Below are 24,091 nucleotides of genomic sequence, written 5' to 3'. Positions count from 1 at the left end.
AGGACTATCTATGGCGCTTGTACCATTGCGGCTGCTGCTGGATCACGCGGCTGAAAACGGTTACGGCATCCCAGCTTTCAACGTTAACAATTTGGAACAGATTCAGGCGATTCTGAAGGCTGCTGTAGATACAGATAGCCCCGTAATTTTGCAAGCTTCTCGTGGCGCTCGTGCTTACGCAGGAGAAAACTTCCTCCGCCACCTGATTTTGGCAGCAGCAGAAACCTATCCTCAGATTCCCATTGCCATGCACCAAGATCATGGTAATGCACCTTCTACTTGCTACTCAGCAATTAAAAATGGCTTTACCAGCGTCATGATGGATGGTTCACTGGAAGCTGATGCTAAGACCCCTGCTAGCTACGAGTACAACGTCAATGTTACCCGTGAAGTAGTGAAAGTAGCTCATTCTTTGGGTGTCAGCGTCGAAGGTGAACTCGGTTGTTTGGGTTCTTTAGAAACTGGTGCTGGTGAAGCTGAAGATGGTCATGGTTTTGAGGGTACACTCGACCACTCTCAACTGCTGACTGACCCCGACCAAGCGGTTGACTTTGTAGAGCAAACCCAAGTAGATGCTTTGGCTGTTGCTATTGGCACAAGCCACGGTGCTTACAAGTTTACTCGCAAGCCAACTGGCGAAATTTTGGCAATCAGCCGTATTGAAGAAATTCACCGCCGTCTGCCAAACACCCACTTGGTAATGCATGGTTCCTCTTCTGTACCAGAAGATTTAATTGCCCTCATTAACGAATATGGTGGTGCAATTCCTGAAACCTACGGTGTACCTGTAGAAGAAATCCAAAAAGGTATCAAGAGCGGTGTACGTAAGGTCAACATTGACACCGACAACCGCCTAGCAATCACTGCTGCTGTGCGTGAAGCTTTAGCAAAAGCTCCCAAGGAATTTGACCCCCGTCACTTCCTCAAGCCTTCTATTAAGTATATGCAGAAGGTTTGTGTTGAGCGCTATCAGCAATTTGGCACCGCTGGCAATGCTAGCAAGATTAAGCAAATTTCTATTGATGATTTTGCTGCTAAGTATGCCAGTGGCGAATTGAATGCTGTTGTTACTAAAGCAGCTGCTAAAGTTTAATTCTGTCAAAAATTAAGTAGGGGCAAAGCGTTGCTATGCTCCTCAATGACAGAGGGTTTTAATATTGATATACATAAACCGGGTAACTTTAAAGTTATCCGGCTTTTTGTACGGCTATATATAGCTGGGGACTGGAAACTGGGTGAAAAGTCTTTGTCTTGAAAAGTTCAGATCGGCGTCAGCCGCCGCTCCGACTTTTGGCTTTGTGTCTTGGATAAAGTCGAGCTACCCTTGTGATAACCCGAAGGGAAAAATGGATAAAGTCGAGCTTAGCACTCAGCAGTTTGCTATATCAGTAATAACCATAAAACAAGTTCCCAGTAGCTTCTGGATTCTCCCCACAGAATTCTTTTATCAGCTGTAAATACTCTTGTTTGAAGATATAACCGTCACCGTTGGTATCGAGTTTTTGAAAAATTTCTTCGTATCCACTGGCGTTAAAACCAAATGCCGTGAGCAACTGTTTGTATTCTTCTACAGCAATTTTCTCATCACCATCGATGTCTATTACTTCAAACAAAGTCGCCATTGGTTTTTGCCAAGCTGCTGCTGAAGAGCCCTGATCTACAGCGTATTGCTGGCTGTAACTTTCAATCCATTCATCTAAAGAAACTTTGTTATCTTTATCAATATCGGCATTAATCCAGTAATCTTCCCACATTGATATCAGCTGATTGTGCAGATTTTCATAATCAGATGAACCAGGTTCCCAACCACGTATCCGCGCAAAATTAGCAGTAATTTGATCAAAGTCTTCTCGATCTACAAATCCGTTTTTATCGACATCTAAGCCTTGGAAAAGAACTGCCATTTTTTTATTTAATAGTTCAGATCCCATAATTTAAACACCTCACAAAAATTAATTTTTGTTTGTAATTTCAGCGAATACCATAAGCTTGGTACAATTTGAAAATTTTGATAAAAATTAAAGACAATACAACATTTGAGTTGATTACTTCCTGCTTTCAGCTTTTTTGAAGCATGGAGGATTCACTTTATTGGATAGCGATCGCTCAATTGATGATTTCATCTAAACTTCAGGTTAAGGATGCTATTGTGATCTCCTCATAGTGATTAAAGAGGGATTAAGAAAAGGTAGTAACGGTTACATCAGAATTTCACGCCACAAAGGTGTTTGCAGAGTGCGATCGCACAGTGGCTTCCTCAGTGGAGTAACTGCCCTGTGGGTTGCAATGATTATAGGACTGTAACTCAATAACTAGGCTGGAGTAATAGCAACTTTTTTGCTTTCTTTTTTAAGTAAATTTACGTTATACTACTTGCTTTATCAAGCTAACATATGTATTCTTGATGCTAGATAAGAACAATTCAAGCTTGCAAGCACGAATAAGTTAACGGGTAATTTGTAGCAATACTTAAAGCAACAAGGAGTTAAATTCAGATGAAGAAATTTTTGTCACCTGTGATTTCTGCTTTTCTGGTAATTGTAGCTGTCTTAGGACTCTTGCTGAACACAGCCCAGGCAGAAGAACTACCACCAGTATCTTGCCCTACTGAGGATTTTGACATTGTTAAACTTCTTCCTCATGAGACAAGATGTGACGTTTACTATAGATGTGACCGAGGAGTCCCTATACTTATGCCATGTGCCCCTGGTTTATACTTCAATGCTGTTTTAGAAGTTTGTGATGTGCCTGAAAAATCAGGTTGTACACCAAAGGAGTGATAAGTTGAAATGGGAGCATTCCAAATGTGTAAAAACATATTTTGTCATTGCGAGCCTCATGAAATAAAGCGTTAGCTCAAAGAGCCTACATTCCGCTTCATAACCTTCGCAATGACTAGTTTTATGTTAATAAATTTGCAAAATTGGGATGCTCCAAGTTGAAATTGACTCATAAAAATTATATTAATTCATCAAAAATTCAAACACAAAAACATGCGAAACAAATAACATATCTGTTGCTATAAATTGTTCTGTAACCTATTTTAAAACTGAGAATTATCTATATACATTGAATTTTTATCGTTGATTTAATTAGTTCTTCTTTTCACCACGCAAAAATTTTGTCATACCGCCAATAGTGGGTTTCAGGACTGATAAATATGAGGAATATACACTTTGATATGTATCGATATTTGAGACGTTCAGTCTTTTTAGCAGGGCTTTTACTGCTTTGTTTTACATTACTCATTTGGTCAATGCCTGCACAAGCTAACACCAATATTAATCAAGCAGGTAATTCTATTAATTCTCAGTTAGAAGCTGAAGTTTTGCAAATTATCCGTAATCATCCAGAAGTAATTAGAGAAGCTTTACAAGCCGAACAGCAACAACAACAACAACAGCAACAACAAGCTAAACAGTATATTAAGCAGCTGCTTCAAGAAAATCCTAGCAGTGTGATTGGTGAATCTCCTGTGACTGGTGCGACAGAGAAAAAGATTGTTTTAATAGAGTTTTCAGATTTTCAATGTCCTTATTGTGCTAAGGCTCATAAAACATTGAAGCAATTCATAGCCAAACATAAAAATGAAGTCACATTAGTGTATAAACATTATCCTTTGAATTCGATTCATCCGGAAGCGATCGCTGCTGCTAAAGCAGCTTGGGCGGCTCAAGCCCAAGGAAAGTTTTGGCCTTATCAAGATGCTTTATTTAGCAAGCAAGACCAATTAGGCGAAACTTTGTACATTGCGCTATCTAAAAAACTCAAACTAGATTTAGAACAGTTCAACCAACAACGTAATTCAGAAGAAGTAAATACTGCTATTGAAAAAGATAAAGAATTGGCTGAAAAATTAGGAATTCGAGGTACTCCATTCTTCTTCATCAATGGTGAGACTTTATCTGGTGCTGTTCCATTATCAAAACTAGAAAGTGTACTGGCTCACGCGCTCAGTGAGCAAGCATAATCAGCTAGCAAATTATTTCCATTAGACTTGTTTAAATTATTAAAGCTTAATATTCCCGACTTCTTTGAGAAGTCGGGAATATTGTTCATCAATTTATAACTGCTATAATATAAAATTGGTATTACCTAAGATTTATTTAAAAATATATTGATGAATGCTGTAATCATCTTCTTTTCTTTCTTAGTACCGCTTGTCAGTAGCCTGTTGATTGCTCAAGCTTCCAACCCTTTATCTACCTATCAGCCGCTTCATGTCATAGATGGTGCAGCTTTATATAGAAAACAATTAAATGATGGTAACGAAGCTTATTTACAAATTATCGATCTGCGTAAAATGCACATAGACCAACTCATTGGAGAGGTCGATAATATGGGTTTAGGTCAAGGTAAATATTACAAAGGTGAAGGTAAATATTACAGCCCATTTTTTCAGAATAAGTTATTTTCAGGAGTGGCTGAAGAATACCAAAAACTTTATATTAATGATGTTTTCTCCATTATTAACTGTTCTTTTTTTGAGCAATATCAATCCAGTACACAGTTATCTTTTCCCATTAAATTAAATGATATAGTCATCACTGGTGGAAATAGTCCCTATGGGCCTGTCAGACAACCAAAAAATCAGAATTACCGTATAGTCCGTCTCAAAGCTTTGGTTTGGGATGACAAGCAAGCATACATTACCGATTACAATCCTGTTACTGGTGCGCCTCTAAATCAAAAGAATGTGAAAAATGCCATAGTCACTTATAAATACAGTGACCATCCAGCAAAGGTATTAGCCCAAAATCCAGCGAATAAATACCAAGTTATCGGTACATTAGATAAAGATGGTGTGAAAGGCAATGAACTGTTGCTGATTATGACTGTAAACTCTGCAACACTAGATGAAGCTGCCGATTTATTACGCAAATTGGGAGTGAAAGGCGATATCATTACTGTTGACGGCGGTCGTTCAACTTATCTATTTAATTCCCAAAGAGGAAACATTATCGTTCCTCAACTTGCTAATCTAGAAGCAAATCCTACCTTCCGTCACTTACCTCATTATCTGGGATTCCGCAGAAAAAGCAAAAAGCCAATTGCCTCACAAATTCTTGTCAGTCAGCCTGTTGGTAAAGTACTGCTGGAAAAAAATCAACCTTATTTAATATTGTGGCGAGATAATCTTGATGGCGAAGTCACAATTAAGTTGTACGATGGTGAGAAACTTGTCCAAAATATCTCTAAAAGCACCGCTAGTGATGGGGTTTATGAGTGGACACCGCACATAGCCCTGAAAAAAGGCTATTCTGTTCGTATTTCTAGCCAGAAAAACCAGAAAGTTTTTGGACAGTTGCAATTGCAATGAAGATAGGTGCTGTTCTTAGTGAAGCAGTCGCAGTCTTGGCGCTTTGCGTCGATCGCGAACTGCTGAACCCGAAGGGCGGTGCGAGATCAAATAATGGAATGGGTAACTGGGTAAGCACAAGACTCTCAACAAAGTTGATGGTGTTGCAGTGGTTGGAATTGTTATCGTTTCTCACAGTAAACTACTAGCGCTTGGTGTGCAGCAACTCGCAGTACAGATGGTTCAGGGTAATGTCCCCCTGGCTGTCGCAGCAGGTATTGAAGACGCTGAAAACCCACTGGGTACAGATCCAATGCAGGTTTATGAGGCGATCGCTTCTGTTTTCAGCGATGATGGTGTATTGGTATTAATGGATTTAGGTAGTGCTTTGATGAGTGCAGAAATGGCTATAGAATTTCTGCCAGAAGCACAGCGAAAACAAGTATATTTATGTGAGGCACCTTTGGTAGAAGGTGCGATCGCTGCTGTAGTTGCAGCCGCTGCTGGGAAAAACATTCAGCAAGTTATCGCAGAAGCACGGGATGCTTTAGTAGCAAAAGCAACTCAGTTGGGGATTGTCAGTGGTCAGTTGTCAGTTGTTAGTGGTGAATTTGAAAGCCATTCAGAATACCCAACTCAGGAAATTCGCTTAACTGTCAGCAATAGGTTAGGATTACACGCGCGTCCGGCGGCTTTGTTTGTTGCAACTGCATCTCGGTTTCAATCGCAAATCAAGGTCAAGAATCTCACTAGAAATACTGAATTTGTCCGGGGCGATAGTATCAACCAAGTAGCAATTTTAGGGGTACGTCAAGGACATGAACTAGCAATTAGTGCCACTGGTGCTGATGCTGATGAAGCACTGGCTGCTTTGCAAGCATTATTTGCTACTAACTTTGGTGAAGATGATACTGCTTTGCCTCCTGTGACTACACAACATCAAGTTACCCCAGCTACTCCTGGCGAACTCTCAGGAATTGCTGCTTCTCCAGGAGTAGCGATCGCGCCTGTTGTCCATTATCAATCACCCATAATTCCAGTACCGCAATATCACGTAGACAATCCCGAAACAGAGTGGCGGCGGTTACAAACAGCAATTCACACTGCACAGCAAGAAATTCAAGCACTGTTTTCACATGCGTCTATTCAAATTGGCGATGCTGAAGCCGCTATCTTTGATGCTCATCTGTTATTTTTAGAAGACCCGGTGTTGTTGGAAGCTGTTCACGAACGTATTTTGGATCACCACCTCAATGCTGAGGCTGCTTGGCAAGCTGTGGTGGATGAAGTAGCAAATTCTTACCGCACCCTTGAGGATTCTTACCTACAAGAACGAGTTGAGGATGTTGTGGATGTGGGGCAAAGGGTGCTAAGGCTGTTAGTGGGAAATGTTCCTAGTGAACTGCATCTAGCAGAACCAGCCATTTTAGTAGCGACAGATTTAACTCCCTCGGATACCGCTGCACTAGACCCAACAAAGGTACTAGGTATTTGTACTACTCATGGTAGCGCCACTTCCCACAGTGCAATTATCGCCCGGACATTAGGCATTCCGGCAGTCTTGGGTGTAGATACAGATGTGCTACTCTTGGAAGATGGTACACTGATGGCACTCGATGGTGAGAGTGGTAAAGCTTGGGTAGAACCAGAGCCAGATATCCTCGATTTACTAGAGGCAAAAAGAGAAGCTTGGCAAACTGCTACTCAAGAAGCACAAGCTGCGGCACATCAGCCAGCAATTACCCGTGATGGCAAGCAAGTTAGGGTTTTCGCCAATATTGGTAGTATATCTGATGTGCAAGTTGCTGTGGCTAATGGTGCTGAGGGAGTGGGACTGCTTCGCACCGAGTTTCTGTATTTGGGGCGAACAAACGCACCCACAGAGGAAGAGCAATACACAGTATACCAAGCGATCGCTCAAGTTTTGGATGGTCGTCCGTTAATTATTCGTACTCTCGATGTCGGTGGTGACAAACCGCTTCCCTATATAGTCAAGGTTCCAGAAGCCAACCCATTTTTAGGTTGGCGAGGAATTCGTTTTTGTTTGGATCATCCTGATTTGTTCAAAACTCAGTTGCGGGCAATTTTACGAGCTAGTGCAGGGCATAATATTAAGGTGATGTTGCCGATGATTGCTACTGTCACTGAGGTACGGGCGGCTAAGGCAATTCTGAATGAAGCTCAAGCTGAACTGAAACAAGCTAATATTGCCTTTGATAAAGCGATCGCAGTAGGCATTATGATAGAAGTACCAGCAGCAGTAGCGATTGCTGATCAGTTAGCTGGGGAAGTAGACTTTTTCAGTATAGGTACTAATGACCTCAGTCAATACGTAATGGCAGGCGATCGCACTAACCCGCGAGTAGCTTCTTTAGCTGATGCACTACATCCGGCGGTGTTACGTATGGTACAACAAACTGTTCAAGCTGCCCATGCAGCAGGAATTTGGGTAGGATTATGTGGTGAACTGGCAGCAGACACCTTAGCAACACCAATTTTACTAGGTTTGGGGCTGGATGAATTAAGTGTGAATCCCCAAACTATACCTGTAATCAAGCAGGCGATCGCACAGTTAAGTGTAGATGAGGCGGTTGCGATCGCTGCATCAGCATTACAACAAGATTCTGCAACTCAAGTTAGAAATTTGGTTCAACAATTAACGCATAAATAAGCTGTTCTAAATCAGGCGTTGCACATCTTATCTTGATGACTGATGACTGAAATTATTAGACCTCTTGCATAAATCTTTTTTTGTATCACGCAAAGGCGCAAAGGCGCAAAGAAAAGATCGCAAAGAAGGACTTTTGCAAGAGGCCTATTCTGTATCTTCAAGAGGATGGCAAATAGTGAGGAAAGAGTGTGAAGTATGAAATATAAGGCGGTTGTGGGAATTGGTGCAAAATGTGAATTTATATCTTTTATCTTTGATGCTTGTTCTTGTTCTTACTTGTCTGCCAATCAGTGAGGTTTACTCAGCCATGAAAGTCAACTTTTCTCAGTCAGGAGGATACGCAGGCTTGAGAAGGGGTTGCGAACTGAATACAGATTCGCTTCCCCCCGATGAAGCTGCTAAGTTACAGTCATTAGTGGAACAAAGCGGTATTCTCGAAGCTCAAAGTAGCCACGCACCCAATGCTCGTGATTTGTTTAACTACAACATTACCGTCGAAACTAGTCAAGGGCAACACGCTGTTTCTTTTGATGACCTCAGCCTACCTAAAAATGCACAACCGCTAGTTAAGTATCTGCAAAGTTGTGCGAAACCACTTCCTTTTAGGTGATGGGGATAAGACTATAGCAATCCTAAGTGATTCCTTACGAAAATTCATCTCCTAGTCCCCAGTTGCTAATCCCCAGTCCCCTATCCTTTAAAGTGAATTTATGAACAACTGAACTTTTTCTAAGAGTGGGTCATATTCGATTTGCTGAGCTAATTCTTGGGCATTTTGAAAGCACGATCGCGCTAACTTTTTGCGTTTCGTCGTTAAATAAACGCTTCCCATATTTAGCAAAGTAGAAATTTCTCCCAGACAATCACCCAGTTCTTGATAAATGGCGATCGCTTGTTTGTAGTATTTGAGTGCTTGTCTGTATTCGGCGAGGTTACTGTAGGTAAAACCAATGTTGTTCAGGGTTGTGGCTTCACCAGAGCGATCGCCTATTGCTTGACGTGTCAATAGAACTTGATTGTAAAGCAATAGTGCTTGTTGAGGTTGATTTAAATCATTATAGACAGAGGCTATATTATTCAAGGTGGTTGCTTCACCAACCAAATTCTTGACAGCTTTTTGAATTGGCAGTGCTTCGTTCAGAAATTTTAAAGCTTCTTCATACTGACCTAAAGTGCTGTAGGCAAAACCAATGCCATTTAGGGTTGTGGCTTCACCAGAAAAGTCTCCTAGCGATCGCCGCCTTGCTAAAATTTGATGTTGTAGCAACAAGGCTCGCTTCGGTTCTCCCAATTTGGTATAAATCAAGGCCACATCATTGAGAGTTGCAATTTCGCCTGGAATGTCCTGCAATTCCCTGAAGATTAGCACAGCTTGCTCAAAATGCTCCAAGGCTTGCGAAAACTGCCCTAGACGGCTGTAAGTAGAACCGAGATTGCTGAGAGCATTTGCCTTTGCTTGGATGTTGTCGAGTTCAACAGCAACCTTTAGCGCCTCATGAAAACACTCTAATGCTTTTGACAGTTGCCAGCAACCGAGGTGGGCTAAACCGATGTCATTCAATGTATGACCAACTCTTGCTCGATCTGAAATTGCTCTAGCTAATTCTAAGTTCTCGGTCGCCAGGTCGAGATATTCTTGAAATTTTCCCCGTTGGTAATAACGGTGTGCTTCAACACGACGTTTTTCCCACTGTTTGACTTGGTTTGAAGATTGCGTCATCTGACCTCGGTTGCACTAGGGATGAATAGGCAGTAATTTCAGGAGAATCGACACCCTCTAAAAAGTTGCCCAATTTGAGTTAACCATTATTCTCTACCTTTAGATATGACTTGTAAATAGATAAGTCTACCTTTAGGTACTAGACTTAGGTTAAAAAATAAGTCTAGCCTAAATTCCCTAGGGAAGGAGAGCAGGGGTGCGGGGGCGCAGGGGAGCAGGGGAGCAGGGAAAAATAACTAATGACAACTAACAACTGACAACTGACAACTGACTAATGACCAAAGATTTGCCACAACCTGATACTTTTATCAGAACTGCCGCTAGCAAGAAACTTACCGTCTGGACTTAAGGCAACAGAAGTGACTATGCCTGAATGTCCGGTGAGGGTTTGCAGCAGTTCACCTGTGGCAATACGCCATGTTTTGATGGTTGTGTCAGCACTACCACTAAAGAGGGTTTGCCCATCGGGACTAACAGCTAAAGATTTCACCTCATCTGTGTGCCCAGTTAAGGTATAAAGAAGTTTACCTGTGATGAGATGCCAAATTTTGATGGTTGTGTCAGCACTACCACTAAAAAGCAGTTGTCCATCAGGACTCATGGCAATTGATTTTATCTCTCTGTCGTGACCGTTGAGCGTGCGTAATGGATCGCCAGTGCGGGGATTCCACAACCTGATTTTGCTGTCAGCACTACCACTGGCGAGGATGCTAGCATCGGGACTGATAGCCACGGCATGAACGGCGGATGAATGCCACAATGTACAAATGCGATCGCCTTTGTGCAAATGCCAAATCTTAATTTTGTTACTACCACTAGCGAGAATCTGCCCATCTGGGCTAATTGCTACGACATTAACGGGTTTTTGATGTCCTAAGAGGGTGTGGAGTAGTTTGCCTGTTTTCAAATGCCAGATTTGTACATTACTTTTCGGATGTTCGCAACTGCCAACAGCCAGAAAATTGCCATCGGGACTAACCGCTACAGATGAAACTTCGCCTAAATCTCCTGTGAGGGTACGGATGAGATTGCCGGTGTTGAGATTCCAGAGATTGATGGTTTTGTCTGCACACCCGCTGACTAAAATCTCTCCATCTGGACTAATGGCGACTGATGTAACTTTGTCGCTATGTCCATAGAGGGTATAGCCGAGATTGGGAGATTCTAGGGTGCGTTTGTATTTGAAATGAGCGATCGCATTTAACAGTTTCTCAACATCCCCAAGGTTTTGACTATCACCCACTGCCGTAAAATAATCTTTTAATTTATGGATATATTCCTCATCTTCTATTTTGATGGCAGATTGCATCGCTTCTAAGGGGCTGGTAAATTCCTGGGGGCAGACTTGACGCAGTTCCAGCCATGTGTATATTGAATATTCGATTTGTTCTTGTGCCCAAGTGCGATCGGGTAAATGAGATAAACTCTGAGCTAGTTGCAAAGCCAATTCTGGAATCCAATAACGTCGCTCTTTTTCTAAAGCTTGGTAAACTTGCTTATAACCTGTGACAATTGCTTGTAATGATTGCAAATCAAGCGCGTCTTTGAGCATACTTGGCAGCAACTCTGGTAGCAAAGGTGGCACATCATAATGCACTAAATGATAAGCATCCGCCACCCAGGCAGCAACCAAACAGTGACAAGTGATTAATACTTGGCAAAGCTTTTCAAAATCCTGATGATTAACTTGATATTGTAAAGATAACTTACTAATATCAATTCCTTTATCTTGCCATTTTTGTAACTTTTCTAAAATTGCCAAGTTGTAGACGTTATCTCTACCAAGTTGATTAATTTCTTCTAAATCTTCTCCCAGAGATAGCAGTTCATCTCTAATTTTTTTCCACTCCAAAGCCCGATTTTGAGCATATTCTTGAATAATTTCTTTATAAGGTAAACGAGCGATAGTTTTGTAGTAATATTTTTCCTGCCCCAAACCCCAATAAGCAATGCGGAAATTCAAAAAATCTCCGTCATTTTCCGACTCTAAAATTAAAATAGGCTCGGTCTTCAACGCCCCAAATAAAGCTTTAATACTCGATTCACTATGAAAACGTTTACTATCCCAAGCTCCTGCTAATAACTCTGTTGGTCTAATGGGACTTTGGAAAGAGTAATATTTATTCACAAACTCTCGTAAACCTTCAGCCAACATTAGCTCAATTTCTGAAGCACCTTCATTTCTATGGTCAAATTGATCAAAATGGACTTGTGGAGGAGCCAGAAAAATTTTCAGAGGTGTACGTCCATGACTATTGTGAAACTCTAAAATTTGTGAAGGATACAGCCTTAAAGGCCAGCTATCAAGAATTTTATGAACTTCTGGTAACTTGAGCGCTGTATCTCTCTCTTGCTTTGTGATTTGTAATTGGGTTTCGCGGTGATAAACTGCTAATTGCTGTTGCAGAAATTTTTCTTGTTCAAACCCTGTTGAACTATTATTGGTATTAATTTTACTATTGATTATTTGTGCAACTTCTTGAATTACTTGAGGAAATTGATAATTAGTGGTAGCTAAACTTTCTTCTGTTCTCTTTTGAATGAGAGATACAATTACAGGTGAAAATTCTAGTACTAGTTGAATGAGTAACCTTAACCCTTGCTCCATAAGGAGATACCTGTTAAATAAATAACATCAACACTTTATTGCCAAGATGGATAGTAGCTTGCCATTCGACAATTACTTTGTACTTCGTCTATTCTTGTGGTTCAGAAATCTAATTACTAGACCTTGCTTATATTAATACTTTAAGGGATCATTTGTGTCAATGCAATAAATGCTAGACTGAAAATGATTAAAAAATCAAGTATTAATATGTATATTTGAGAATAGCTGGATTGAAGCTTAATTACAGCCTATTAAAGCTTAATTCAAACTAAATTGGCTATATTCAAAAAATAGTTTTGACTTCCCGAAGGGTGGCAGAGGAGCAGAAGTGGAAGAATTTGTATCAGTAATTGAGTAAAATGGTATAAGGAAGAGCTAAAGCGTTGTTTAGTTAGATAAATTAACCATAAAAGCTATTTTGAGTTAATTCCTCTGTTTAATCAAATAGCACACAGCAAGATATTAAAAAGCAAAAAACCTCAGGTAGCCTGAAAGCATGGACTGAGGAATTGATTAACTATTAACTTAACTCAAAAACCCAATTAACCGTATATCGCCAAAATCAATTAAAATTTTATTCCCACTTGTCCGTTAAATCCTCTAACAGAATTGTAACCTGCACCGATGAAAAGATTATTTGTAGCGCTTATCTGAACACCACCTGAAACTGCTACACCTTTATCTTCTGAGTAATATCCAAGTCCGACATAAGGTGAAATCACTGGTAAACTCACAAATTTCAGAACATCTACTCCAGTTGCACCATCAGGGCCACTTCCCACCTCAACGCCCAAATTGAAAGCTCTCACTCCTACTGCATAGGTTGTATCGCCATCTTTGCCACCGACTGAAACCCACGGTTGTGGTATTAGTTGAGCAGAAGCTTGGTTTGGGGCAAATAAAGTTAAGCAACCTAATGATGTGATCAGTATTTTAGTAATAATCAGTCTTTTCACGCTTTTCTCCTACACTAGCTGTCACATTTTAATCGTTTTGTGATAAAGCATGGTGATTAATCGTGACGCCTTGCACTTTATCTAAGTGCCCAGTAGTGTCAAAATTTGAAGTGGTTTATAGAAATTTAAATGTAAGGTGCGCGATTCCTACGGCATAACACACCCTACTTCTAACAATATATTTGCCTGATTATTTAAGTGAAATAGCCTGAATTTTGACTTTGTTTCAATTCTTCCGGATGCAGCCCTAAATATAGTGCATAGGTGTATAGTAGATGCACCCTAAATTATTTTACAACCCTCAGCTTTTCGACTGGGGGTTTTATTTTATCTATATATAATGCCCAATTCCCGATTCCCAATTCCCCATTACCTATTTAAATATAGATGGTAACAAACTGGGGGCTAACCAAAGAGCATAACCAATAAATCCAAACAGTGCAGTAATTAAGGCAGTGAGAACGTAGCCAACGCAAATTAGCAAACCGTCAGCTTCGATGGTGGCAACCGCCAACAGTAAAATACCTACAGTCGGAAAGGGATTGGTAAAGGGAACTGGCGACATTAGCAAGATTGTCAACCAAGATATACAAAGTCCATTGATGCGCCAAGTCAAAGGATTGTTAGCTATTTTTGCCAACCGATGACGCGTGATTTTCTCTAATATCCTGGTAAGACGTTGCAGGTTTTTTAAAAGTAATTCGGCAAAAGGACGAGGAAATTTATAGCGGGCAATTTTTTTGGGTAGCCAAGGCGATCGCCTACCCAAAACCATCTGTGCTGACAACACCAAGCAGGCTGCGCCAAAAGGGCCAGCTAATCCCGGTGGCATGGGAAACAAAAAGGGCAAAACTAATAATGCAATCACCAAGCTAAAACCGCGTTCAGAAGTCTCTGTTAGAATATCGCCCAGAGTTAAATGCTGTTCAGCGAGGCGTTGCAGCAAGGACTTAATTTCTTGAGAAAATCTTAGATGCATTTGGCGTGAGTTGCCTCAATACCAGGTTTAGTTAAATATAACAATGCAAATATGAATACAAATGCATCCACAACTATTCCAGATCATAGCAAATAATATAGCAGGGAACAGGGAACAGACTTGAAAGTCTCTTAGTCTCAGTTTTTTTATGATTAGTTTATGTCCTAATCTACTTGGCAACTTCTATGATTTTGTCTTGACCGCAGATATCAACTCTATTTTGAGACGAAATCAGGATAATAGTATTTGATAAGATTCACATAATAACCTTCGCAAAATTAGTATGGGTTATGAATTACTAACTCCAAACTCAATGCTTAAGATATTTCAGTTGGTGGTACTAAAACAGCTATAGCTCTAGATATAACTCGAAAATGGGCAGGGGTATAAGTTGTGATTTCACCATCAGTATTAATGGGACGCGGTTTACGAGTAGAAATCTCTATTTCTTTTCCTTGCAACGCACGGACACTCGGCCAATGAATGTGCTGCCCATTTCGCATTGCAGGCAATAAAGGTATGATTTGCCACCAATGTTCTATTTCCAAACTATAGAGATCTAGCCTTTGATCATCAATTGTCGCATCCGGGGCTACTGCCATGCCACCACCATAATAGCGACCATTACCTACAGCAATTTGTACTGTTTTGCCCCGAAATGATTGACCATTAATCCGAATTTCTGCACTAAAGGGACGAGATTCCAAAATTACTTGTAATGCAGTAGCAGCATAAGCAAATATCCCCCAGCGGCGTTTAATTTCTTTCGTAAGTCGCTGGGTAATCTTCACACTTAATCCCAAACTAGCAACATTAAAAAAGTATTTGCCGTTTACCAAACCTAAGTCAATGCGTCGCAAATCTCCATAGGCAATTACTTTACAAGCTTCGCTTAAAGAATTGGGAATTTTTAAAGTTCTTGCCAAGTCGTTGGCTGTTCCTAGAGGTAAAATACCTAAAGGTAATTGCGTCTCAACTAAAGCATCTACTGCGGCATTCAGAGTACCATCTCCACCGCCAACAATTACCAAGTCAACTTCATGCTGATAGCGAAGTATAACTTCATAAAGATGTTTGGGGTGTTCTGTTGACTCTTCAATCAAATCAAAGCCGAGTTTCTTAAGACAATCAATTGCTTCCACAAGACCTTGCTGTCCTTGGCGGGCATGACGATTGACTAATAGCAGTGCGCGGGAACTTACAGGTAGTGCCCTTTGTAGTCTATATGTCCAATTGTCTGCGTCCATATATTCTGCTTACACTTGACTAACCAATAGTGATCTGTCTGAAATATACCAATAATTTCGTTGAGCAACCTTAAGTATAAGTTGCATTTACTACTTGATTTTTCAGTTTTGTTTTCACTGGTTGAACTTTACTGTTGATAGGTATAAAAATACCTATACAATTGAATGTTATTCTTGAATTTATAACAGAGGCTTTATTCCAATAATATAATGCCATTCAAAAACCTGATTTTGGAATTTTACACGTATATATTTGTAAAATAAATCTGTAAAGATAGTCCTAATAGTTACAAATGTTTAAGATTCAGCTAGCAAAATAGCAACTTGTTATGTCAACTGTTCATGTGTCAGATTTAAGATTGTCTACAATATTCTGAAGAAACACATTGCGTTGCAATGCACCACCGTGATTAAAAAATAAAAAAGGTAAAAGATAAGAGGCAAAAAATAATTTGCCTTTTAACTTTTACCTTGTTGCTAACCTGTGTTTTGTAGGGAAAAGCTTTTAACCAACGTCATCGTGGGCAAAGCGGTTAAAGAGAAAATCTAGGGCATAGTTACGTAGTTGGTAATATTGTGGATCTTCCATAATACGGGCGCGATCGCGTGGACGTGAAAAAGGAATTTCCATCACTTCACCAATTTTTGCATGGGGGCCATTGGTCATCATCACCAATTTGTCTGCTAAAAACAGCGCTTCATCGATATCATGGGTAATCATCAGCACTGTACAGCGGTTATCGTTCCAAATTTTTAGCAGTTCTTCTTGTAACTCTTCTTTAGTAATGGCATCCAACGCCCCGAAAGGTTCATCTAAAATTAAGACTTTAGGACGAATTGCTAAAGCACGGGCGATGGATACCCGCTGTCTCATACCGCCGGACATTTGCATTGGCTTTTTGTCCATGGCGTCAGCCAGCCCCACCATTGCTAGATGTTCCCGGACAATTGACCTTTTCTCAGCTTCTAACTTGTTGGGGTAAACGGCGTTAACGGCTAAGTAAATATTTTCAAAAGCAGTCCGCCAAGGTAGCAAGGCATAGTTTTGGAAAACAACCATTCTGTCAGGGCCGGGTTTGGTGATGGGTTGTCCTTCGAGTAAAACTTCTCCGCTGGTAGGAAAGTTAAAACCGGATACCATATTTAGTAAGGTTGATTTCCCACAGCCAGAGTGACCGATGACGCAAATAAATTCGCCTTGTTCTACGTTGAGGTTAACGCCGTCGAGTACGGTGAAGGGGCCTTTTTTTGTGGGGTAGACTTTGGTCACGTCTCTAATTTCTAGAAATGACCTGCTGCTTGTGGTAGTTGCTGATGGTCTTCTGTTGGTTTTTGTCTCGATTCCGGTGAAGCTTAAGCTGCGATTTTGCATGGTTGTGGAGTTAGAAGTTGAGGGGGAATAATGTTTTGTCTCACGCAAAGGCAAGGCAGCGCGTTGCGGGGTTCCCACGGCAGTCCGTTCAAGTCGGGAAACCCGCCCACACGGCTGCCTCCCCGTTGTAGCGACTGCCGCGCCAAGGCGCAAAGAAAAGAACGCTAAGAACGGCTTTTGCAAGAGGTCTAGTCATCAGTTATCAGTCAACGCTTAGGCGACTCTTCTGGTGGGGGAGTCTAGGATGACTTCGGCTATTGAGAAGTCGCGTTTGATTTCTAAGCTGTTGAGGTAGGCGATGGGATCATCGGCGTTGAAGGGTGTACCATCGAAGAGTTGGATGGGTTGGCGAGTGTAGCTGATATCTAAACCTAATTCTCTGGCGGCGGTGCTGAAAACGCGCACTCGGCATACTCTTTCTACGACTTCTACCCAATTTCGAGGGAAGGGAGTGTCACCCCAACGGGCTAATTGACTCATGATCCAAATTTGTTCGGTGCGGCTGGGACGGTTGATGGCAGAGTCGGAATAAAATTGATGGTGGGCATATTGCCGCAGGGGATGGTTTAGGTCGCAAGCTGCATTGTCGGGATCTTCGAGTTGGATGTATTCTAAATCGGTGCTGACGTAATCTCGCCCTGCTAAAATTCGTCTGATTTCTTCGACATTATTATGATTGGCACAGTAAGCGCAGGCTTCTAGTAAAGCTTTGGTCAATGCAATGTGGGTGTTGGGATAAGTTTCTGCCCAATCTTCGCGCACACCAAGAACTTTTCCTGGGTGTCCTAGCCATACTTCTAAGTCGGTGGCGATGGTAAAACCAACATTTTCGAGGGCGGCGCGGTAATTCCAGGGTTCACCTACGCAGTAACCATCGATGCTGCTGGCTTGCAAGTCGGCTACCATCTGGGCGGGTGGAATGATTTTCATGTCCACATCCAGGTCTGGGTCAATTCCACCAGCCGCTAACCAGTAACGCAGCAGCAAGTTGTGCATGGATGCAGGATGCACTACGCCCATTGTGTGGCGTTGGTTGCGAGTACGGAGTAAATAATTTTTGAAGTCTGATAAGGTGAGTACGCCTTGGTCGTAAAAGCGTTTTGCTAAGGTGATGGCGTTACCGTTGCGGGTCATGGTCAAGGCGGTGACAACGGGTAGGGGTTGGTTTTGATGTCCTCCCAAAGTCAGCCACATGGGCATACCTGATGGCATTTGGGCAGCATCTAAATAACCGCCTGTAATGCCATCGACGATACCACGCCAACTGCTTTCCCGCACGAGGTTAACTTCATCTAAACCATGTTTGGTAAAGAAACCTTTTTCTTTGGCGATGGCTAGGGGGGCGCAAGCTGTTAGGGGTAAAAAGCCAATTTCTAGGTTAACTTTTTCTAAACCATGACGAGCGATCGCAGATGTTTTTCTGGCGCGAATTTTCTTAATGCGTTTTTGCTGGTTGAGGAAGTAAATCATTTCACTCCGCAAGCTGTAGTAACTAGGATGTTCTACAACTTCCATGCGTTTGCGGGGTCTGGGGATATCCACTTCGAGAATGTCACCAATTTTAGATTCGGGGCCGTTGGTCAACATGACAATTCTGTCTGATAACAGCACTGCTTCATCTACGTCATGTGTCACCATTACGGCTGTGACTTCGTTTTCTTCGCAGATTTGCATTAATTGTTCTTGCAAATTGCCGCGTGTGAGTGCATCCAAAGCACCGAAGGGTTCATCTAATAGTAGCAACTTGGGACGAATTGCTAAAGCGCGGGCGATCGCAACTCGCTGCTTTTGTCCACCTGATAACATTCCCGGCTGTTTATCAGCATGGGGACGCAAACCCACCATATCAATATGTTTTTCTACAAGGGCTTTGCGTTCAGCCGCAGGTAAACCCTTCATTACCGAATCTACAGCTAGGGCGATGTTTTCTCTCACTGTCCGCCAAGGTAGTAGTGAATAATTTTGAAACACCACCATCCTGTCTGGCCCTGGTTTAGTGACTCTTTGTCCTTCCAAGGTGACAACACCTTCAGTCGGTAAATCCAAACCGGCAATCATATTTAATAGTGTGGATTTTCCACAACCGGAGTGACCAATCAAAGAAACGAATTCTCCTTTTTTGATCTGGAGGTCGATTCCTTTGAGCGCAATATATTTGCCACCACCAGTTAATGTAAAAACTTTATCAATTTGATCAACAGCAACAAATACGCTCATATGTTTTTTGTCAGTTGTTAGTTGTTGGTTGTTAGTTGTTAGTTGTCAGTTGTCAGTTGTTAGTTCTTATTTGTTTGTCCATTAACCACTAACCACTGACCACTGACTAATGACTAATGACTAATGACTATTTTTGTTCTGCTGGTAAGATTTTGTTTTGCAGCCAAGCCATTGCTTTATCGAGTAATAAACCAACAACACCGATGTAAACTAGAGCTAAAATTACTTCGCTGACGTTGTTGTTTTGATAGGCATCCCAGATAAAGAAGCCAATACCGACAATACCGGACATCACGATTTCAGCAGCGATAATTGCTAACCAAGCTAAACCGATGGCAATTCTCAATCCGGTGAAAATGTAAGGTAATGCTGCGGGAATGAGAATGTTGGTGAAATATTCTTTTTTACTCAGTTGCAGCACTTTGGCAACGTTGTTGTAGTCTTGGGGGATTTGAGTTACACCGACAGCGGTGTTAATTAAAATAGGCCAAATAGCAGTGATGAAAATCACGAATAATGCAGCGGGTTCGTTTTGTCGCAAAGCTGCTAAGGAAATGGGAACCCAAGCTAGAGGTGGTACAGTCCGCAATAGTTGAAAGATGGGATCTAAAGCTTTGGACATGGTTTTATTCACACCAATTAAGATGCCCAAGCCAATACCAACGACTGCTGCTAGGCTGTAACTGATGGCGACTCGCTGCAAACTGGCTAAAATCTGCCAAAATAAACCTTTATCTATGCCGCCTCTGTCATAAAATGGCCAGAAAATTAATACCCAAGTGTCTTGAATAACTTGTACTGGCCCTGGTAAGGTTGCGCCGGGAGTAAAAGCAAACAGTTGCCATACTACAAGGAAAATCGCGATCGCAATAATTGGAGGGATAAAATCAGGCAATTGCTTTTGCAGACGAGATATGAAGTTGTTATTAAATCTTGGGCTTGCTGGTCTTCTTTGGGCGAGTGTCATAGATTTGGTTATCCTTTAATTGGGTTAGTTGTCAGTTGTTAGTTGTCAGTTGTTAGTTGTCAGTTGTTAGTTGTTCATGATTTTTACCACTGACCACTGACCACTGACTAAACACTTACTTTCTTGATTTGCAGACTCTTTAAATACTCTTCTGGTTTTTCTGGGTCAAACTTAACGCCATCAAAAAATTCTTCTACGCCACGGGATGGGTTTGTGGGAATGTCAGCCGTAGCAATTCCTGCTTCTTTTGCAGCTTCTTTCCAAATATCTTCACGGTTAACTTTATTAATCAGTTCTCTAGCCTTAGCTGCATTATTGGCAACGTAATCTTTTGGCAAAAATCCCCAACGCACGTTTTCAACTATGAACCATAAATCGTGACTCTTATAGGGATAAGAAACATTTCCTTTTCCATCTTTCCAGTAATAAGCCGCCATTGATTTATCATCAACTTTGCGACCATCGCCCATGTCATACTTACCTTGATATGGGCCTGCAAGAATCTCTGGTGAGGGAAGATTAAAATAGTTGCGTCCCGCTAGAATTGTGGCTGCTTCTTTGCGGTTGTCAAAATTATCTAACCACTGCTGCGCTTCCATAATTGCTTTTAAAATCGCTTTGGTGGCTTTGGGATTTTTATCTACCCAGTCAGCCCTCATGGCAAAGTATTCTTCAGGATGATTCTTCCAAATCTCGGCAGTTAATGCAGCTAGATAACCGATTTTGTCTTGCACAAGGCGATAAGGCCAAGGATCGCCGGTGCTGAACGCATCCATCGTTCCCGTTTTCATGTTGGCGACAGTTTGCGCTGCTGGTACTGTTAGCAGCTTGACATCTGCGTCTGGGTCGATACCGCCTGCTGCTAGCCAGTAACGAATCCACAAATCTTGGTTGACGTGAGGAAAAGTAAATGCAGCTGTAAAGGGTGTGGAAGATTTGAGTTCTTTGAATAAAGATTTAGCGCTAGCTAGTTGCAAGCTAATACCTTTGTCTTTGTGCTTGTTAGCGATCGCTATTCCGTTACCATGTGTAATTAATTGACACAGCACATACATGGGAATTTTTTGATTACCCTTGGTAATTAAACCTTCTGTAATCAAATGTGGCATTGGCATCTGCCATTGACCGCCATCAATACCACCACCAGCTGCACCAATTTCTACGTTATCTCTAGCAGAACCCCAAGAAGCTTGTTTAGAAAGGTCAACATTGGTCATCCCATACTTTGCAAAAAAGCCTTTTTCTTTAGCAATAATTAAAGGCGCTGCTTCTACAATGGGAATATATCCTAACTTAACAGTTGTAGTTTCTGGTTTTTGTTCAGGACTAATATTAGCAACAGTCTGAGCAGTTGGAATAGCTTGAGTGCTTCCACCAGTCAGGTTTTCTGGGGGATTTCCTAAACAGCCTTTCAGGAATACAGCACCCGCAGATGCACCAGCAGTTAAAATGAATTTGCGGCGGGAAATTTGATTAAAAAATTCTGTCATAATATCTCCTAAAATGTGAATTTAAATTTTTGTAAGCATGAAAATTCAGGCAAGAAAGAGATGAGCTTTCTTACAGCTGCTGTGAGAATTTAAAGTTATAGCTAGCCATTACAACCAGCTTTTACCAGGAAAAAAGCTAGTTGTAATAACTTGGGCTTAACTTTGGTAATTAGATTACTTGAACTTTGCGGTATGCTGATGCATCCCTCAACTGGATTGAAATTAGTGTACAGGTTTTAAAGGTCAAGTGGTTAACTCTGGAAGAGAAATTATTAAATAAATATTAGATTGCACCTATAAGTAAATATTTATCATTCGCACTCTCACAACTAGTAACTCTTAATATATAAGTTATCTTCTATGGCAAGTATTATATTTATAATATGGTTTCTCTTTAGCAAGATATATCTATATAGTTCAACAAAGTCTGTCAAGAAATAGCAATCCTATATGAGTTATAAGAATTCCTAGACCAAGATCCTCGACTTCTTTAAAAAGTCGGGGATCTAATTTTTCCGAAATGTTTTTAATTACTATAGAGATTCTAGAATACAAAGTATTGTATATAAGCTATGGTTTGATTTATACTTAGTGGTAGCTTGAACTTTAACTTGGTAATTTATACTGATAAATTTTTTAGAAAGTAGCAATAATCTGGATTTAGAGCATAATCTAAGTACAATCAGCATTGACAAAAGCTGAAAACACCATGTTTTCGTTTTACACTACTTCCCATTCACTACTTCCTACTCCCCTAAAATAATGATTTGAGTATTTAAAACGACTTTTCAATATCTTCTCAAGCTTGCGCCAGAGGTACTATTGAGAGAAGAATAAATTAAGCGTGCTTGTAATGACTCTGGCTGAAACTCCCAAAAACAACAATTCTGGCAATCCTTTTCTCACCCTCAACTACGAACCAGCTATAGAATGTCTAGGTGATGATTATTACAACGAGGTCGCAGCAGAGGAATTTCCCCAACACATTCTGCGCTGGCGCAATGATGTACTGTTACCTCACTTAGGACTAGACACCCAAGCAGTCACAGATGAACATTTCATTACAGCCTTTGGCAAATTTCAGGGACGCAAACCATTATTAGCACTGTGTTATCACGGCTATCAATTTGGTGAATATAATCCTAGTTTGGGTGATGGCAGAGGCTTTCTCTACGGACAAGTACGCGCCACTGATGGAGAACTGTATGACTTTGGTACGAAAGGTTCTGGTAGGACACCTTACTCTCGTGGTGGCGACGGGATGCTCACACTCAAAGGTGGAGTACGAGAAGTTTTAGCAGCGGAAGCACTACATTATTTGGGGGTACGCACTTCCCGCTGCTTGAGTATGATTGAAACTGGTTTATCCCTCTGGCGGGGTGATGAACCTTCGCCTACACGCTCATCTGTGATGGTGAGGATGAGCAGTTCTCACATTCGCTTTGGCACTTTTGAGCGTTTGCACTATCAAAAGCGACCAGATTTAAGTAAAAAGCTGTTAGACCATGTAATTGAGTATTATTACCAACACTTAGTTGGAGAAACAGATAAATATGCTTTATTTTATGCAGAATTAGTCAAACGAGTAGCAAAACTTGTGGCACAGTGGATGGCAGCTGGTTTTTGCCATGGAGTCCTGAATACTGACAATATGTCGATTACTGGCGAAAGTTTCGACTATGGCCCTTATGCATTTATTCCTACTTTTGACCCGTACTTTACGGCTGCATATTTTGACTATTACAGACGGTACTGCTATGGCCATCAACCAGGTATTTGTCAGTTGAATTTAGAAATGCTCCAGGAACCACTAAAGGCAATTATCGATAAAGCTGACTTGGAAGTGGGTTTAGCAACCTTTAATGAGCATTATTATGCAGAGTACCATTCTTTAATGTTGAAGAAGCTGGGTTTTGAGCAGTTGTTACAACCAGAAGCTGATGAACTTCTCAAACTGACAATTCAATTTTTACAAGATAGCCAAGTTGGATATCACCAGTTTTTCTATGAGATGGCTCGCACCTTTTCACCAAAATGGCGAGACGAACCAGCATCTGTTATGAACAGTTCTGATATTGTGCCAGTACCCGGAGCATCGCCAATTTTTGATAACTGGTGCATATTGTACCATAAGATTTTGAACAATTTTGGCTTTGATAGCATGGATGTGATTGCCAAAACTCTAGCTGCTCATAATCCCAAAACTGCATTATTAAGACCAGTGATTGAGTCAATTTGGGAACCAATAATACAAGAAGATAATTGGCAACCTTTTTATGAGTTAGTTAAAAGAATTCAGTCTAGTACATAAAGACAAAAGGCAGGAGTTAGGAGTGAAGAGTTAGGAGTTCTACCCTTGCTCCTCTGTTACCCCTAATCCCCACCACGAGCGGTCGTGGGGGCCCCGAGTTCCCCTGCTCGATAGCAGTCTTGATGAGAATTCATAAACCAAATACAATATTCGTTACAATTGCTTTCAAAAAGATATCTTATTATTATTCATTTACTTGTAGCCATATTCTTGCCACAAATATAACTTTCATTAGCCGCATTTAACATGCTAAT

At 41.1% G+C, this 24,091-nt stretch carries 18 protein-coding genes; 7 read left to right on the top strand and 11 right to left on the bottom strand.

Going from position 1 to position 24,091, the window contains the following annotated elements:
* Window positions 1-10 precede the first annotated feature (10 nt).
* A complete protein-coding gene (fba, locus tag I8748_RS01055) occupies window positions 11-1,093 on the top strand; it encodes a class II fructose-bisphosphate aldolase (RefSeq protein WP_198122839.1) in 1,083 nt (360 codons plus the stop codon).
* Between the two features lie 292 nt (window positions 1,094-1,385).
* Here fba and I8748_RS01050 read toward each other — a convergent pair whose 3' ends face one another.
* Together I8748_RS01050 and I8748_RS35580 are read right to left on the bottom strand one after the other, a co-directional pair.
* Window positions 1,386-1,931, bottom strand: coding sequence for an EF-hand domain-containing protein (locus tag I8748_RS01050; RefSeq protein WP_198122838.1), 546 nt, complete (start codon window positions 1,929-1,931; stop codon window positions 1,386-1,388).
* 560 nt (window positions 1,932-2,491) lie between these two features.
* Window positions 2,492-2,623 (bottom strand): hypothetical protein, encoded by a 132-nt coding sequence (locus I8748_RS35580; RefSeq protein WP_263975711.1) that lies wholly within the window; start codon window positions 2,621-2,623, stop codon window positions 2,492-2,494.
* Here I8748_RS35580 and I8748_RS36195 point away from each other — a divergent pair.
* The 5 genes from I8748_RS36195 (at window position 2,562) to I8748_RS01025 (ending at window position 8,580) form a co-directional block, all read left to right on the top strand.
* Window positions 2,562-2,780, top strand: a complete 219-nt coding sequence (locus I8748_RS36195; RefSeq protein WP_225896277.1) for a chitin binding peritrophin-A domain-containing protein — start codon at window positions 2,562-2,564, stop codon at window positions 2,778-2,780. The genes I8748_RS35580 and I8748_RS36195 overlap by 62 nt on opposite strands.
* A gap of 380 nt (window positions 2,781-3,160) precedes the next feature.
* Window positions 3,161-3,970 carry a DsbA family protein gene (locus tag I8748_RS01040; protein WP_225896272.1) on the top strand — a complete coding sequence of 270 codons (810 nt, stop codon included), beginning with the start codon at window positions 3,161-3,163 and terminating at the stop codon, window positions 3,968-3,970.
* A 150-nt stretch (window positions 3,971-4,120) separates the two neighbouring features.
* Window positions 4,121-5,320, top strand: coding sequence for a hypothetical protein (locus tag I8748_RS01035; protein ID WP_198122836.1), 1,200 nt, complete (start codon window positions 4,121-4,123; stop codon window positions 5,318-5,320).
* Between the two features lie 148 nt (window positions 5,321-5,468).
* Window positions 5,469-7,970: a phosphoenolpyruvate--protein phosphotransferase gene (gene ptsP / locus I8748_RS01030; protein ID WP_198122835.1), complete on the top strand. Its 2,502-nt coding sequence runs from the start codon at window positions 5,469-5,471 to the stop codon at window positions 7,968-7,970.
* A 307-nt stretch (window positions 7,971-8,277) separates the two neighbouring features.
* Complete coding sequence (locus tag I8748_RS01025) at window positions 8,278-8,580, top strand: protealysin inhibitor emfourin (RefSeq protein WP_198122834.1); 303 nt, start codon at window positions 8,278-8,280, stop codon at window positions 8,578-8,580.
* Between the two features lie 87 nt (window positions 8,581-8,667).
* On the opposite strand, the gene I8748_RS01020 is transcribed toward I8748_RS01025, so the two are convergent.
* The 9 genes from I8748_RS01020 to I8748_RS00980 form a co-directional block, all read right to left on the bottom strand.
* Window positions 8,668-9,690, bottom strand: a complete 1,023-nt coding sequence (locus I8748_RS01020) for a tetratricopeptide repeat protein (protein WP_198122833.1) — start codon at window positions 9,688-9,690, stop codon at window positions 8,668-8,670.
* Window positions 9,691-9,961: 271 nt separating this feature from the next.
* The gene (locus I8748_RS01015; protein WP_198122832.1) at window positions 9,962-12,298 is read right to left on the bottom strand and encodes a WD40 repeat domain-containing protein; all 2,337 of its coding nucleotides are present in this window, start codon (window positions 12,296-12,298) and stop codon (window positions 9,962-9,964) included.
* Between the two features lie 566 nt (window positions 12,299-12,864).
* Window positions 12,865-13,254, bottom strand: coding sequence for a hypothetical protein (locus tag I8748_RS01010; RefSeq protein WP_198122831.1), 390 nt, complete (start codon window positions 13,252-13,254; stop codon window positions 12,865-12,867).
* Window positions 13,255-13,627: 373 nt separating this feature from the next.
* Window positions 13,628-14,233 carry an exopolysaccharide biosynthesis protein gene (locus I8748_RS01005; RefSeq protein ID WP_198122830.1) on the bottom strand — a complete coding sequence of 202 codons (606 nt, stop codon included), beginning with the start codon at window positions 14,231-14,233 and terminating at the stop codon, window positions 13,628-13,630.
* Between the two features lie 317 nt (window positions 14,234-14,550).
* Window positions 14,551-15,480, bottom strand: a complete 930-nt coding sequence (locus tag I8748_RS01000) for a lipid kinase (protein WP_198122829.1) — start codon at window positions 15,478-15,480, stop codon at window positions 14,551-14,553.
* Window positions 15,481-15,985: 505 nt separating this feature from the next.
* Window positions 15,986-16,852 (bottom strand): nitrate ABC transporter ATP-binding protein, encoded by an 867-nt coding sequence (locus tag I8748_RS00995; RefSeq protein ID WP_198122927.1) that lies wholly within the window; start codon window positions 16,850-16,852, stop codon window positions 15,986-15,988.
* Between the two features lie 213 nt (window positions 16,853-17,065).
* Window positions 17,066-19,069: an ABC transporter ATP-binding/substrate-binding protein gene (locus I8748_RS00990; RefSeq protein ID WP_198122828.1), complete on the bottom strand. Its 2,004-nt coding sequence runs from the start codon at window positions 19,067-19,069 to the stop codon at window positions 17,066-17,068.
* Between the two features lie 127 nt (window positions 19,070-19,196).
* Window positions 19,197-20,036, bottom strand: a complete 840-nt coding sequence (gene ntrB, locus I8748_RS00985) for a nitrate ABC transporter permease (RefSeq protein ID WP_198122827.1) — start codon at window positions 20,034-20,036, stop codon at window positions 19,197-19,199.
* 107 nt (window positions 20,037-20,143) lie between these two features.
* A complete protein-coding gene (locus I8748_RS00980; RefSeq protein ID WP_198122826.1) occupies window positions 20,144-21,526 on the bottom strand; it encodes a CmpA/NrtA family ABC transporter substrate-binding protein in 1,383 nt (460 codons plus the stop codon).
* A gap of 853 nt (window positions 21,527-22,379) precedes the next feature.
* On the opposite strand from I8748_RS00980, the gene I8748_RS00975 reads away from it, so the two are divergent.
* Entirely contained in the window at window positions 22,380-23,837 is a 1,458-nt protein-coding gene (locus tag I8748_RS00975) for a protein adenylyltransferase SelO (RefSeq protein WP_198122825.1), read from the top strand.
* Window positions 23,838-24,091: the final 254 nt, after the last annotated feature.

The organism is Amazonocrinis nigriterrae CENA67 (assembly GCF_016056305.1).
Taxonomy (GTDB): Bacteria; Cyanobacteriota; Cyanobacteriia; order Cyanobacteriales; family Nostocaceae; genus Amazonocrinis; species Amazonocrinis nigriterrae.
This window is presented reverse-complemented; position numbering and strand designations above follow the sequence as displayed.